We start from the raw sequence: 13,018 nt of genomic DNA, 5'->3' as shown, positions 1-13,018 counted from the left end.
TGCTCCAGCACCTGCAATGTCTGCCAGTGCAGATATGTGGCAAAGGAGCTGCCGGTGCGGTACCCGATGACCCAGACACGGCGCGCGCCGAGCATGGCGCGGGCGACCGCATCTATTTCTTCCAATGGAATTCCGGCAAGGGTCGATGCGAGATTGGCTTGCGCCTGGTCGAGATGCGCTTGCGAGCCTTCGGCACGTGATCCGGGCGCGGATAAGAAGAGGGCCGCTCCAGTCTTTTGCTCCGCGCGGACATGGCGGCGTGCGTCTTCGTAGTTCGCGTAGTCTAGCTTCTGTACAAATCGCGACACGGTGGCATTCGAGACATTCGCCAGTTTGGCCAGTTCGGAGGCCGAGTAGCTGGCGAGTTCTCCCGGGAAGTTCATCAGGAATTCGGCAAGCCGACGTTCCGCAGGATGCATCTTCGTCATGTGCGACTGGATACGGGCGAGTAATGACGAGTTCTGCTCAGCAGCCATGAAACGGTCCGTGAAAATGCGTTTTCATCAGACCTTACTGTGGAAGGAGCCCGCTGCAAATCATTTAGGCTGCAGCTAGCGCCATATTGCGCTGCTCATCACCGCATGCTTCCGGGTACATGCGCCGCAAAGTCGCCTGCAGTCAGTTCAGGTGGCACAGGGTGTCATTGGACAACATGTCAGGAAGCACCCTGACAGGAGAGGCGCGCGTACCAGCGGTCAGCTGCGTCGCGCCCCCGCCGTTCAACCCGGTTCACGGGTTTCAACACGCTGCCATTCAACCGGATGGGCTGGTGGTGGGTCCATAGCGGCTGCTCTTTCCCGCGCAGGGAGAGAGCAGAACGGAGAAGGTTCCTTGGCAGGGCCAACGGGCTCAGGGCCCGCTCATTTCAGCCCCGACATGGCGATGCCGCCCATGAAGTACTTCTGTGCGAAGAAGAACACGATGATGATCGGCGCGACGGCGAGCAGCGAGCCTGCCATCATGAGCGGCCATTGTCCGGCATACTGCGTCTGGAACAACGCAAGGCCGACGGTGACCGTCGTCTGTTCCATGTTGGACGGCAGATAAATCAGCGCCTGGAACAGGTCATTCCACGAGAACATGAAGGCGAAAATCGCGAAGGCGGCGAGGGCCGGCTTGGCCAGCGGCAGATAGATCGTGAAAAAGATCCGCGCCAGCGAGGCGCCATCGATCCGCGCGGCCTCGGCCAGTTCGGAGGGGATGGTCAGAAAATACTGGCGCATCAGGAAGGTGCCGAAAGCGCCGCCGAGAAAGGCCGGGAGGTAAAGCGGCGCCTGTGTGCCGTAGAGCCCGAAAAAGCGGAAGACGACGAACTGCGGAATGACTGTGATCTGTGCCGGTACCATCAGCGTGATCAGCAGCAGCACGAACAGCAGATTGCGGAACGGGAATTTGACGACCGCGAAGATGAAGCCCGCCATCGAGCAGGTCAGCAGCTGCCCGAAGGTCGAAATGCTCGCAATGATGAAGCTGTTGAGCAGCTGCAGATGGATCGGCATGATTTCGATCAGCCGCGGATAGTTCTCAAGCGTCGTGGTCTGCGGGATCAGCCGCATGTCGTATTGTTCGGCAATCGGCTTGAGGCTGGTGGAGATCATCCACACAAAGGGGCCAACCATGCACAGCGCACCAAAGGTGAGCGCGGCGAAGGCAGCAATATCGCCCCAAAACCGGCGTTTGTCGGCGGTTCTGTTCATGCGGGGGCCCCCCATTTTTTCTGCAGACGGAAATAGACGAAGGTCAGCACCAGAATGATCGCCGTCAGCACCACCGCCTGTGCCGCCGCATCACCCATACGGAAATACCGAAAGCCGCTGCGATAGATCGAAAACACCAGCGTCGGCATGTTGGAATTGCCGTTGCCGGTGCGGGTGAGGATGTAGATGTAGTCGAATGCCTGGAAGGCATTGATGGTGGTCAGAACGGTCTGAAAGAACATCGAAGGCGCGAGCGCCGGCAGGGTGATGAACCACAGACGCTGCCAGGGTTTGGCCCCATCGAGATCAGCGACTTCGTAAAAATCGCGCGGGATGGCCTGGAGGCCCGCCAGAAAGATGATCATGCCGCCGCCGATGGCGCCCCAGACATTGGCGATGACGACAGAATAAAGCGCCACATCGCGGCTGAGCCAGCGCACGGGATCACCACCCAGAGTGGTGATGATCTCGTTGAGGACGCCGTTGTCCTGGGCATAGATCCAGGTCCACAACAGCCCCACCGCGGTCGGGCTGGAGACGGTCGGGAGAAAGAAGGCGATACGGAAAAACGTCGTGGCGGGCAGCTTGCGGTTGAGGCCAAGCGCGACGAACAGGCTGATCACCACCGTAAGCGGCACGTAGAGCCCCGCGAAGGCCAGCGTATTCCAGAAGGCCTGATTGAACAGCCGGTCATCAGGCAGGCCGGCATAGTTGCTGAGCCCCGCCGCAACCGGCGGGGTCAGCAGGTCCCAGTCCATGAAGCTGATGCCCAGCGTGGCGAAGATGGAGCCGAAGGCCCCGAGCGCCAGCCCGAACAGGGTGGGTAGCAGGAAGATCAGCAGCCACGCCCGTTCGAGCCCCAGTGGACGGAGATTAGCCATCATGCCTACCTGTTGGCTGCCAGGGCGTCATTGCCGTAGTCGACTGCCTCGGCCAGAGCATCGTCCAGCGGCACGCCTTCGCTCCATGCGAGGCTGAGCGCATCACCGACGGCGCCGGACCATTCTTCGTAGCCTTTGAAGGACGGCTTGACGTTTGCGTAGTCGAGGGCGTCGACGAAGACCTGATGGTCGATGTCGGCTGCCTGGCCGAGATAGGCATCACTGCTGGTGACGCTTTCCCGGATCGGGATTGCGAGGCCGATCTTTGCCAGCTTGGTCTGGCCGGCTTCGGACGTCGCGTATTTGACGAATTCCCAGGCTGCGTCCGGGTTCGGCGTATTGGCCGACACCACAAAGCCTGCGGAGTTCACCATGGTCTTGCGTCCGGCAGGCCCCGCGGGCATCGGCACGACGCCGAGGTTGAGGCCGGCTTCGGAGTATTCGGGCACGGACCAGTGACCCGAGAACCCCATCGCGGCAACGCCCGAGAGCAGGCCATCCCAGCCATACTGGCTAAGCTGTTCCGAGGTCGGCATGGACTTGTCGTCAAGCCAGACCGAACGGATGAACTCGAAGCCTTCCTTGGCCTTGGGGCCGTCGATCAGCGTTTCACCGGCTGCCGGATCTACGATCTTGCCACCGTAGGACCACACGACCGGCCCCCAGAGCGGCTCCATGTCATAGACTTCGGCCCATGCGCCCCACTGGTCGGTGGTGCCATCGCCATCCTTGTCGATGGTCAATTCGGCGGCAGCATCGCGAAAATCCTGCCAGGTCCAATCGGCGGTCGGATAGGCGACCCCGGCGGCGTCGAACATGTCCTTGTTGTAGAACAGAACGATCGTCTGGAAGTCACGCGGGAGACCGAACATGCCCTCGTCGGTCTTGTAGGCTTCGAGTGTCGTCGGGTAGATGCCATCGAGCATACCCGGGTCGGCATCGAGATAGGGCTGCAGATTGAGCAGTACACCGCGCGATTGCCAGTCAGGATAGAGCGGTGCGTCCATTGCGAATACGTCGGGTGGTGTGCCGCCAGCGACCTGAACGCGCAGCTTTTCCCAATAGCCGTCCCAGTCGGCGACCTCGACGTTGACGTCGATATCGGGATGCTCTTCTTCGAAGGCACTGACGATTTCCTGCCAGACCTCGCCTTCCTGGGGGCTGCCCCAGAGCGAGAAGGTGATTTCGGTCTGGGCAAAGGCGGATCCGGCGGCGCCTAACGCCATCAGGAGCGCCAGCCCCGTGGTTGTTACAAGCTTCATTGTTCCCTCACTTGTTGTTGGAGTTGGTTTGCGGGTGGCGGCGATCCGTCCCTGCAGCTTCAAGGCCGAAAAGCCGTGCTGCATTGTCGTGGTAGATCGCCTCGAGAACGTCCTGCGGAAGATGCAGGCCGTAGATCATCCAGCGCCCCTGCGGGGGCACCGGTTCGCTCGAGTAGTTGAAGTACTCGTCACGGGTTTCGAGAAAGCGGGCGTAGAGCGCCCAGGCCGCGGCATCCGGCCCTGCATCGGTGCCGAACAGGACGCGCTGGTGGTGACGCAGCAGAAACTCACGTGCGCTGTAAGGCACCCGGCCGAGCTCTGCGATGCGCGCCGAAAAATCGATCAGCAGGTTCGGGCATTCGTCGAGAAGTGCGGACACCCACGGGAGGTTTTCGGCGTAGCAGGCGACGTGCGCACCGATGAAGGTAGTGCCGCGGTGCCGGCGGACGAGGTTGGAGAAGCCTTCGAGGATCGAGGTGAATGTGGGAAAGGGCGGAGCAGGGAAAGCCCAGTCCGGGTGCGCCTGCAGCTCCTCGTATCGCTCGTTCGTTCCATCGATGGGCAAAAAGAACGCGACCGGGTCCGCAACGTGGACCAGTGTCGGCAGGCCGAGCTCTCCGGCCGTGGCCCAGATCGGGTCGAGCCGTTCGTCATCCACCGCAACCAGGGCGCCATGCTGATCGCGGACGGTCAGGCCGAATGGCTTCCAGATCTTGAGCCCCTCGGCGCCGCGCGCCGCCTGGGCCCGCAGCCGCGCCGCAGCCTTTTCGGGAAATGCATTGCCTTCATCGGCCCAGAGCGCCCAGTTGACGCCACCGAAGACCCGATAGCTGTCGGGCTCCAGTTCCTTGTAGCGGCGCAGACGGTCATCCAGAATGTCTTCGCCCCAGCCGCCATCGAGATCGACATAGTGAACGCAGCCATGCGCACGCAGGTGATCGAACAGATCCTGGGCAGGGCGCTGGTCCCAATCGCCGCCGAACTGGCCGAGATGATTGTGCGCATCGATAAACGGCATCGACGGACCGGTGACGTGCGTTTGCGATCGCTCCAGCGACGGTATCGGCTGAAACTGGTCGAGTGCGATACTCATGCCAGCCGCATCTTGGTTTCAGCGTCGAACAAATGCGCGTACCCGGGGCGGGGACGCAGATGAACCGCGCTGCCGCGCTCGACAGGGTGGCGCTCCTGAAACACCGCCATGATCCGGCAGCCAGAACAGTCGGCAATGACGAGATCGGAAGACCCGGTGCGCTCGATGCCGGTGACCGTGCCCGAGATGACGCCATCGCCGGCCTCGGGTGCCCAGTCCAGGTGTTCGGGCCTGATGCCCCAGATGACCGCGCCTGACGCGCGGCTTTCGGCAGGAACGGTGAGCTTGTCATTGAGCCGGACCTGGCCTTCCGCGATCTGCCCGGGCAACAGGTTCATCGCCGGAGAGCCGATGAAGCCGGCGACGAAGGCGTTGCCGGGCCGGTCGTAGAGATCGAGCGGCGTTCCGGCCTGCTCCAGCTTTCCGCTGCGCAGCACGATGATGCGATCCGACATCGTCATCGCCTCGATCTGGTCGTGCGTGACGAAGATCGAGGTCGAGCCCAGCCGGTCGTGCAGATCGCGGATATCGGCGCGCATCTGCACGCGCAGTGCCGCGTCGAGGTTGCTAAGCGGCTCGTCTAACAGGAATACAGATGGTTGGCGCACGATGGCGCGTCCCATCGCGACACGCTGGCGCTGGCCACCGGAAAGCTGTCCCGGCAGGCGATCAAGCAGGTCGCTCAACCCCAGCATCGCCGAGGTTTCCTTGACCCGCCGGGCGATCTCGTCCTTGGCGCCGCCGCGCAGATAGAGCGAGAAACCCATGTTCCGCGCAACAGTCATGTGCGGGTAGAGCGCGTAGTTCTGGAACACCATGGCGATGTCCCGGTCCTTGGGCGAGACATCGTTGACGACCCGGTCGCCGATGCTGATCTTGCCGCTGGAGATGTCCTCCAATCCGGCAATCATCCGCAGCAGGGTCGACTTGCCACAGCCCGACGGGCCAACGAGAGCGACGAACTCGCCGTCAGCGACATCGAAGTCGATGCCGTGCAGCACATCGGTCTTGTTGTAGGTCTTTTTCAGTTGCGCGACGGAGACCTGGGCCATGGTGCCTCACTCCTCAGTGGTAGCTGGGCAGGTAGTTGCCGTGCGCTTCGATCAACGCGTCGCAAAGCTGGCGGATCTCGTCCGGGGCCAGCTCGGCGGCCGTGTGCGGATCGAGCATGGCAGCGTGGTAGATGTGATCGCGCCGGCCGGTGAGCGCGGCGGCGACGGTCAGCTCCTGCACATTGGTCTGCCAGCGCATGACGGCGGCGAGCTGCGGCGGGACGGATCCGACGCGAATGGGCTGGATGCCGTTGCGGTCGACATGGCAGGGCACTTCCACAGCCGCATCGTTTGGCAGGTTGGTGATCAGCCCGTTGTTGCGCAGGTTGCCGTAGATCAGGTGGTTGGTGCCGGTGACCATGCCGTGGATGATCGCGGCGGCGTATTCGTTCGATTTTTCGACCTCGAGCGGCCGGCTCTCGTCCTCGAGCTCGTCCTTGAGCACTTCCCACTCGGCAATCTGCTCTTCGCAGCGCCGGATATATTCGTCGAGCGGCACCTGGAAGCGATCGACAAGGTCCGTGCGGCCCCGCTTGATGAACCAGGGCGTATATTCGCTGAAGTGCTCCGAGCTTTCGGTGACGAAGTAGCCGAGCTGGCGCAGGACTTCGAAGCGCACCTTGTCGCCATCGGGCGCCTTGCCGGCTTCGGCGATTGCCTTGAGGCGTGGGTAGAGGTCCTCGCGGGTTCCGTCAGCGAGACGCTTCTCGAACTTCGAAAAGAACGCCACGTGGTTGATTCCGGCCGAGGTGTAATCGATCGTCGAAATGTCCTCGTTGAGAACTTCGGCGAGATGGCCCGCTGTTTCCTGCACCGAATGGCAAAGGCCGACATAGGCGAGGTTGGGGTGCTTTTCCTGCACGGCCCAGGAGATCATCGCCATCGGGTTGACGTAGTTCATCATCAACGCGTCGGGGCAAAGCTCTTCCATGTCGCGGGCGATATCGAGCACCACCGGAATGGTGCGCAGGGCGCGGAAAATGCCGCCGATGCCCAGGGTATCGGCAATGGTCTGGCGCAGGCCGAACTGTTTCGGGATCTCGAAATCGATCACGGTCGCCGGCTTGTAGCCGCCGATCTGCATCATCAGGATAACGAAGTCGGCGCCTTCCAGCGCCTCGCGGCGGTTGGTCGTGGCGGTGATGCGCAGCTTGTGCAGGCCGAGCGTCGAGCCGATGCGGCGCGACATCACTTCGGAGGTCGAGAGCCGCTCTTCATCAATGTCGAACAGTGCGATTTCGCTGTCCGCCAGCTCGGGGTTGGAGAGCACATCGCCGAGGATGTTCTGGGCGAAAACCGTCGAGCCGGCGCCGACGAGGGTGATCTTGGTCATGGTATTCAAGCCTGCTGGTTCAGCACCACGACCTTGGTCAGGTGGCGCGGTGTTTCAGTGTCGATGTTGCGGGCGACGGCGACTTTCTCGCCGAGCAGCTGGAGGGCCGGCAGCACCCGCAGGGCGCTGGCCGGCGTATCTGTTGCCGTGCCGATGGACAGATCGCCCGGCCCGCCGAAGCCGATGACGCGAGCGCCCTTGGCCTGCAGTTCCTTGGCGAGGACCGCCTCATCGGCGGCAGTGGCGCTGTTGTAGAGCAGAACGGCGAGCGAGCCCTCGTCGATCAGGGAGACGGGGCCGTGCCGGTATTCCATCGGGTGGAAGGGCTGGGCGGGATTGATGCTCATTTCCATGAGCTTGAGCGCGCCCTCGCAGGCGATGCCATAAAGATGCCCGGCGCCAAGGAAGACGAAGTGGTTGCGCCCGTCGATGATCTCGGCGCCGGCGGCGAGGTCTTGCAGCGCCGCTTCGGCTGCTGCGATGTCGGCCTCGTCGACCGTTGCGCCTGCGAGCCGAAGGCCGACCAGCAGCATCAGGCTGGCGGAGACGCTCATGACGATGCCTTCGCGCGGGTCGGTCGGCACGAAGAGGCCTTCGTCGGCGGCGAGGATGATCTCGGACTGGTCTTCGCAGGAGATCGCGAGGGTCTTCAGGCCCCGCTCGCGCGAGACGCGGATGGCCTCGACCGTCTCGGTGGTGGTGCCGGAGCGTGACAGCCCGATCACCAGCGCGTCCTTGTCATCGGGAAGATAGACGTCGTGATAGCGCGTCCACTCCGCACCCGGCACGGCGATGGCGTGGTGTCCGAGCATGTTGGACGCAGCGGCGAGGGTCTTGGCGAGATAAAAGGATGTTCCGCAGCCCACGAAGACTCGCGTCGCCCCCTCGATCGTGGGGATCGGTATGGCCAGTGCCTGGCGCAGATAGGGGAACTGGTCCCGGATGACCTTCTCGGTGACCGACGTCATATTGTCTTCCTTTAGGTGCTTGGGCAGGGTGCGCATCATGCGTGGCCCCGCTGATTGAGGTTGTCCCGCAAGTCGGAAATCCAGCTGGCGTCGACCGTCCAGCCAGCGCGGCGCGCCGCATCGAACACGGCACCGCCGACGGGTGGTAGCTGGCAGGCAGTCGGAGTGGCGCCGAAGTTTCGGCCTATTTCTGCGCGCACGATCGGGTCGGCGAAGACGCTGCCGGCGCAGGCGAGCGCGGCATCTGCGGGCAAGCCCGCGGCGTTCGCCGCAGCGCGCGCCACCTCTGCGAGCCTGACGCCAGCCTCTGACATGATCTCCATTGCCTCGGGCTCGCCGGCGGCGGCTTGTTCCGAGACATGGCGGGCAACGGTGGCAATGGCGGCGCGTGGGTTGCCCTGGCTGTAAATCCATTCCAGCAGCGCGGTCGGTGCGATGCCGAGCGATGCAAAAAGGCTCTCGCCCAGTGACGAGTTGGGGCGCCGGCCATCGGCCTCGTGCGACAGCAGCGACAAGGCGCGCCGACCGATCCAGTAGGCCGAGCCTTCATCGCCAATCAGGTCGCCGAAGCCGCCCGCGCGCGATGCTCCCGAAGGGCCGCGCGCCCAGGCCATCGAACCGGTGCCGGCAAGGCACAAGACGCCCTCACCGCCGGAGAACGCCCCGATGTGGGCCGCTTCCACGTCATTGCAGGCGCGGGCCGAGGGACCGAAGACCTCTGCAGTGACGCGATTCTCGAGCGTCGTGATGCGCGCGACTTCGCCATAATATGGCAGGCCGGCCGTCGTCGCCTCGGGGCGCTCGTTAGGCGTGAACTGGCTGAACAGCTCGCGGAGCTTTTGTGCAGGGTCATCGTGCCGCGTGGGGTCGAAACCGGGGCCGGCATGGAGCGCGAGCAGCGCGCCGGTCTTGTCCACTAGCGCGGCAAGCGTCTTGGATCCGCCTGCGTCGATGCCGAGGACCGTGCTCATGCCAGCGGCTCCACGGTCTGCAGTTCGACCCCGAGCTGCCTGAGCCGGCGGCTCCACTCGGCGTCGAGGCCGGCATCGGTGATGATCTCGAGGCCAGGTCCGACCACATGCACGCGGTGGGTCAGATAGCTGCCGAATTTCGAGGAGTCGGTGAGGATTATACCGCGTGCCGCCCGCCCGAGGGTCAGGGCATTGAGGCGCGCCTCCTGCGGGTCGACCGTATAGATCGCCGCATCGTCGCCCATCGCGCCCATGCCCAGAAACGCCTGGTCGAAGCGGAGCTTTTCCAGTGTCTCCTCGGCCAGGGCGCCGACAACGGAGGCATTTTCGGCGCGCATCGCGCCGCCAAGCAGCGTGACCTTGACCTCCGCCACCCCGAGAAGAACCTGCGCCAGCGGCAGGCAATTGGTGAACACGTTGAGCGGCATGGGGCGCAGGCGCAACAACCGCGCCAGTTGCAGCACCGTGGTGCCCGCATCGAAGAACACCGATGAATTGGGGCGCAGCAGGTTGTAGGCGGCCTCACTGATCGCGCGCTTTTCCGGCAGGCGCAGGGATTCACGCGTCTCGAAAGCCAGTTCGCCGCCGCCCTGTTCGGCAATGCGGGCCCCGCCATGTGTGCGCACGATCGCGCCGTCGCCCTCAAGCAGCGTCAAGTCGCGCCGTACCGTCGGCTCAGAGGCCTGAACCGCCGCTGCAATCTCAGCGATGGACATCTGGCCCTTGGCAAAAAGCAGCTGGCGGATGGCTGTGGGGCGGTCAGGCTTCATGGGTTCCTCTGATCGTTTCGCTTAACAAGATGATCAATATGGCGGCTTGTCAATCGTCTTTTTGATCACTAATGATCACTTAGGAAGAGGAAAATCACCATGCGCGATCCGTTCTTTGACGCCCTCATCAGCGCTCACGACGCTGGCCAGCCCCGCGGCATTGCCTCGGTATGCTCGGCGCATCCGCTGGTTCTCGAGGCTGCGTTGACCCGGGCCGTGCGGGTCGGCGGGCCGGTCCTCATCGAGGCCACCTGCAACCAGGTGAACCAGGACGGCGGCTACACGGGCATGCGTCCCGCAGATTTCCATGCCGAGGTCCTGGCCCTCGCCGAACGGGTCGGCCTTGCGCGCGAGCAATTGATGTTCGGCGGTGATCACCTCGGCCCGAACCCGTGGAAGGACCTGACGGCGGACGCGGCGATGGCAAAGGCCGAGGCCATGGTGGCGGCCTATGTCGAGGCGGGCTTCACCAAGATTCACCTCGATGCCAGCATGAGCTGCGCCGATGATCCGACGCCGCTGCCGACGCGGACGATCGCCAGACGTGCCGCTGCCCTCGCGGCCGTGGCCGAGCGCCACAGTGCCGGCCGCACACTTGCCTATGTGATCGGTACCGAAGTGCCTGTACCGGGTGGGGCGACAGAACATGTGGACGAGCTCGTGCCGACCACCCCCGCTGATGCTGAGCAGACGGTCGAGGAACACCGCGAAGCGTTTGCCGCCGCAGGCATTGCGGACGCTGTCGGCAAGGTGGTGGGACTGGTGGTGCAGCCAGGCGTCGAGTTCGGCCACGACAATGTGGTGCTCTACGCGCCAGAGCCGGCGCGGGGGCTGATTGCTGCCCGCCCGCAGCTCGGCATCCTGTACGAGGCCCATTCAACGGACTATCAGAGCGCCGAGGCCCTGCAGGCGCTGGTGCGCGATGGATTCGGCATTCTCAAGGTCGGCCCGTGGCTGACCTTTGCGCTGCGCGAAGCCATGTATGCGCTCGATCATATCTGCGCGGAACTGACCGGCACATCCGGGCTTCAGGCGGGGATGGAAGCGCTGATGCTGCGCGCGCCAGGACATTGGGAACGCTACTATCCCGGCGACGATCTCACCCAGCGTCTCCAGCGGCATTACAGCTACTCGGATCGGATCCGGTACTACTGGACCACGCCCGAGGCGCAACAGCTGGTCGCCGATCTGATGGACCGGCTGGCAGAGCGCGACATTCCGGAAACGCTGATCTCGCAATACCTGCCTGAGCTATGGCCGGAGGTCGTTGCCGGCCACCTCGCCCCCCGGCCCAGGGCCCTCCTGCTCGCTGCGGTCGACAGGGTCCTCGGCATCTACGACACCGCGACCACGGCCGCCTAAGGGGCTCAGTCCGTTCCCTGCAGGATCATTTCGGCGGCTTTTTCGGCGATCATGATGACGGGGGAATTGGTGTTGCCCGAGGTGATCGCCGGCATGATCGAGGCGTCGACCACGCGCAGCGCGCCGAGGCCGTGCACCCGGAGTTGCGCATCCACCACGGCCATCGGGTCACTGCCCATCTTGCAGGTTCCGACCGGGTGGAAGATCGTCGTCGCGATATCGCCGGCCTTTTGCGCCAGCTCGTCATCGCTCTGGAACTGCGGGCCGGGGAGGAATTCCTCGGGTGCGTAGTCCTTCACCGCCTTGGTCTCCATCAGCGCGCGGGCGTGGCGGATCGAACTGACGGCGACCTGCCGGTCGGCGGCGGTAGACAGATAGTTCGGCCGGATCTTCGGCGCGTCTCCGGCATTCGGCGTTTCCATATGAATGGTGCCGCGGCTCTCAGGCCGCAGGTTGCACACCGACACCGTGACGGCGCTGAACCGGTGTAGCGGTTCGCCCAGTCGGTCCGTCGACAGCGGCTGCACGTGATATTCGAGATCGGGCGTCGCGAGGCGCGGATCGGATTTTGCAAAAATGCCGAACTGGCTCGGCGCCATCGAGAGCGGGCCGGTGCGCCTGATCGCATATTCGAGCCCCATCGCCGCGCGGCTCCACAGGTTATGGTAGAGCCGGTTGAGGGTCTGGCCGTTCTGCACCTTGAAGACCGTGCGGATCTGCAAATGGTCCTGCAGGTTCTCGCCGACGCCATCGAGCTGATGGCGCGTGGCAATGCCAAGCCTGCGCAGCACATCCGGCCGGCCGATCCCTGACAGTTCGAGAAGTTTGGGCGAGTTGACCGCGCCGGCCGCAAGCACGACTTCGCGCCCAGCCCGGGCTTCGACGATCCGGCCCCGATGGCGGATGCGCAGGCCTGTGACCTGCCGACCTTCGAGCAGCAGCTCTTCGGCCTCGGCGTGTTTCAGGACCCGCAGGTTCTTTCGGTGCAGCACCGGGCGCAGGAAGGCCTTGGAGGTGTTCCAGCGCACGCCGCCGCGCTGGTTGACCTCGAAATAGCCGGCGCCGAAATTATCGCCACGATTGAAATCGGCGACGGCGGGGATCCCCAGTTCCTCTGCGGCACGCTCGAAGGCATCGAGGATAGGCCAGTTCAGCCGCTGGCGCTCGACGCGCCACTCGCCGACGCTGCCGTGCAGATCGTTTTCGCCGCCATGGTAACGTTCGGATTTGCGGAAATACGGCAAGACATCGTCCCAGCCCCAGCCGGAATTGCCCATCTGTCGCCAGCCGTCATAGTCGGCGGCCTGGCCGCGCATATAAATCATGCCGTTGATCGAGGAGCAGCCGCCCAGCACCTTGCCGCGCGGATAGGGCAGGGCGCGGCCATTGAGCCCGGCTTCGGGCTCGGTCACCATCATCCAGTCGGTGCGCGGATTGCCCATCGCGAACAGATAGCCGATGGGGATGTCGACCCAGTGGTAGCGGTCGCTGCCGCCCGCCTCGAGCAGCAGCACGCTGGTGCGCGGGTCGGCGCTCAGCCGGTTGGCCAGCACGCAGCCGGCCGAGCCGGCCCCGACGATGATATAGTCGTAGGTGCCAAGGCTCACGGGTGCGCATGCGACGGGTGGA

Annotated in this window: 12 protein-coding genes; 1 reads left to right on the top strand and 11 read right to left on the bottom strand. The window is 63.9% G+C overall.

Annotation, left to right across the window (positions count from 1 at the left end):
* From ACN0TK_RS14300 to ACN0TK_RS14255, 10 genes are all read right to left on the bottom strand, one after another.
* Positions 1–476 (bottom strand): MurR/RpiR family transcriptional regulator (locus tag ACN0TK_RS14300; protein ID WP_417310190.1); only part of this gene is annotated, 476 nt, incomplete at its 3' end.
* Between the two features lie 384 nt (positions 477–860).
* On the bottom strand, positions 861–1,697 hold the full coding sequence (locus ACN0TK_RS14295) for a carbohydrate ABC transporter permease (RefSeq protein ID WP_417310189.1): 837 nt from the start codon (positions 1,695–1,697) through the stop codon (positions 861–863).
* The gene (locus ACN0TK_RS14290; protein ID WP_417310188.1) at positions 1,694–2,581 is read right to left on the bottom strand and encodes a carbohydrate ABC transporter permease; all 888 of its coding nucleotides are present in this window, start codon (positions 2,579–2,581) and stop codon (positions 1,694–1,696) included. Before ACN0TK_RS14290 ends, ACN0TK_RS14295 begins: the two co-directional genes overlap by 4 nt.
* Positions 2,582–2,583: 2 nt before the next feature.
* Positions 2,584–3,840 (bottom strand): ABC transporter substrate-binding protein, encoded by a 1,257-nt coding sequence (locus tag ACN0TK_RS14285; RefSeq protein ID WP_417310187.1) that lies wholly within the window; start codon positions 3,838–3,840, stop codon positions 2,584–2,586.
* A gap of 7 nt (positions 3,841–3,847) precedes the next feature.
* The gene (locus ACN0TK_RS14280) at positions 3,848–4,933 is read right to left on the bottom strand and encodes an amidohydrolase family protein (RefSeq protein ID WP_417310186.1); all 1,086 of its coding nucleotides are present in this window, start codon (positions 4,931–4,933) and stop codon (positions 3,848–3,850) included.
* Positions 4,930–5,985, bottom strand: coding sequence for an ABC transporter ATP-binding protein (locus ACN0TK_RS14275; protein ID WP_417310185.1), 1,056 nt, complete (start codon positions 5,983–5,985; stop codon positions 4,930–4,932). Before ACN0TK_RS14275 ends, ACN0TK_RS14280 begins: the two co-directional genes overlap by 4 nt.
* 13 nt (positions 5,986–5,998) lie before the next feature.
* Positions 5,999–7,318, bottom strand: a complete 1,320-nt coding sequence (locus tag ACN0TK_RS14270) for an alpha-glucosidase/alpha-galactosidase (protein ID WP_417310184.1) — start codon at positions 7,316–7,318, stop codon at positions 5,999–6,001.
* A 5-nt stretch (positions 7,319–7,323) separates the two neighbouring features.
* Positions 7,324–8,286 (bottom strand): SIS domain-containing protein, encoded by a 963-nt coding sequence (locus tag ACN0TK_RS14265; protein ID WP_417310183.1) that lies wholly within the window; start codon positions 8,284–8,286, stop codon positions 7,324–7,326.
* A gap of 35 nt (positions 8,287–8,321) precedes the next feature.
* A complete protein-coding gene (locus ACN0TK_RS14260) occupies positions 8,322–9,257 on the bottom strand; it encodes an N-acetylglucosamine kinase (RefSeq protein WP_417310182.1) in 936 nt (311 codons plus the stop codon).
* Entirely contained in the window at positions 9,254–10,027 is a 774-nt protein-coding gene (locus ACN0TK_RS14255; protein WP_417310181.1) for a DeoR/GlpR family DNA-binding transcription regulator, read from the bottom strand. The genes ACN0TK_RS14260 and ACN0TK_RS14255 overlap by 4 nt, the downstream gene beginning before the upstream one ends.
* Positions 10,028–10,126: 99 nt before the next feature.
* Here ACN0TK_RS14255 and ACN0TK_RS14250 point away from each other — a divergent pair, with 99 nt between their 5' ends.
* Positions 10,127–11,389, top strand: coding sequence for a D-tagatose-bisphosphate aldolase, class II, non-catalytic subunit (locus ACN0TK_RS14250; protein ID WP_417310180.1), 1,263 nt, complete (start codon positions 10,127–10,129; stop codon positions 11,387–11,389).
* Between the two features lie 5 nt (positions 11,390–11,394).
* Here ACN0TK_RS14250 and ACN0TK_RS14245 read toward each other — a convergent pair whose 3' ends face one another.
* Positions 11,395–12,996: a GMC family oxidoreductase gene (locus ACN0TK_RS14245; RefSeq protein ID WP_417310179.1), complete on the bottom strand. Its 1,602-nt coding sequence runs from the start codon at positions 12,994–12,996 to the stop codon at positions 11,395–11,397.
* Positions 12,997–13,018 lie beyond the last annotated feature (22 nt).

The sequence above is a fragment of the Devosia sp. genome, from assembly GCF_048261455.1.
Lineage (GTDB): Bacteria > Pseudomonadota > Alphaproteobacteria > Rhizobiales > Devosiaceae > Devosia_A.
Note: the sequence above shows the minus strand (reverse complement) of the source record. Positions and strands in the feature narration are given on the sequence as shown.

Bases quoted from the DNA above. Each gene is read 5' to 3' on its own strand.
- ACN0TK_RS14295 (WP_417310189.1), bottom strand. From the start codon at position 1,697: ATGAACAGAACCGCCGACAAACGCCGGTTTTGGGGCGATATTGCTGCC.
- ACN0TK_RS14265 (WP_417310183.1), bottom strand. From the start codon at position 8,286: ATGACGTCGGTCACCGAGAAGGTCATCCGGGACCAGTTCCCCTATCTG.
- ACN0TK_RS14285 (WP_417310187.1), bottom strand. From the start codon at position 3,840: ATGAAGCTTGTAACAACCACGGGGCTGGCGCTCCTGATGGCGTTAGGC.
- ACN0TK_RS14270 (WP_417310184.1), bottom strand. From the start codon at position 7,318: ATGACCAAGATCACCCTCGTCGGCGCCGGCTCGACGGTTTTCGCCCAG.
- ACN0TK_RS14275 (WP_417310185.1), bottom strand. From the start codon at position 5,985: ATGGCCCAGGTCTCCGTCGCGCAACTGAAAAAGACCTACAACAAGACC.
- ACN0TK_RS14290 (WP_417310188.1), bottom strand. From the start codon at position 2,581: ATGATGGCTAATCTCCGTCCACTGGGGCTCGAACGGGCGTGGCTGCTG.
- ACN0TK_RS14260 (WP_417310182.1), bottom strand. From the start codon at position 9,257: ATGAGCACGGTCCTCGGCATCGACGCAGGCGGATCCAAGACGCTTGCC.
- ACN0TK_RS14280 (WP_417310186.1), bottom strand. From the start codon at position 4,933: ATGAGTATCGCACTCGACCAGTTTCAGCCGATACCGTCGCTGGAGCGA.
- ACN0TK_RS14255 (WP_417310181.1), bottom strand. From the start codon at position 10,027: ATGAAGCCTGACCGCCCCACAGCCATCCGCCAGCTGCTTTTTGCCAAG.
- ACN0TK_RS14250 (WP_417310180.1), top strand. From the start codon at position 10,127: ATGCGCGATCCGTTCTTTGACGCCCTCATCAGCGCTCACGACGCTGGC.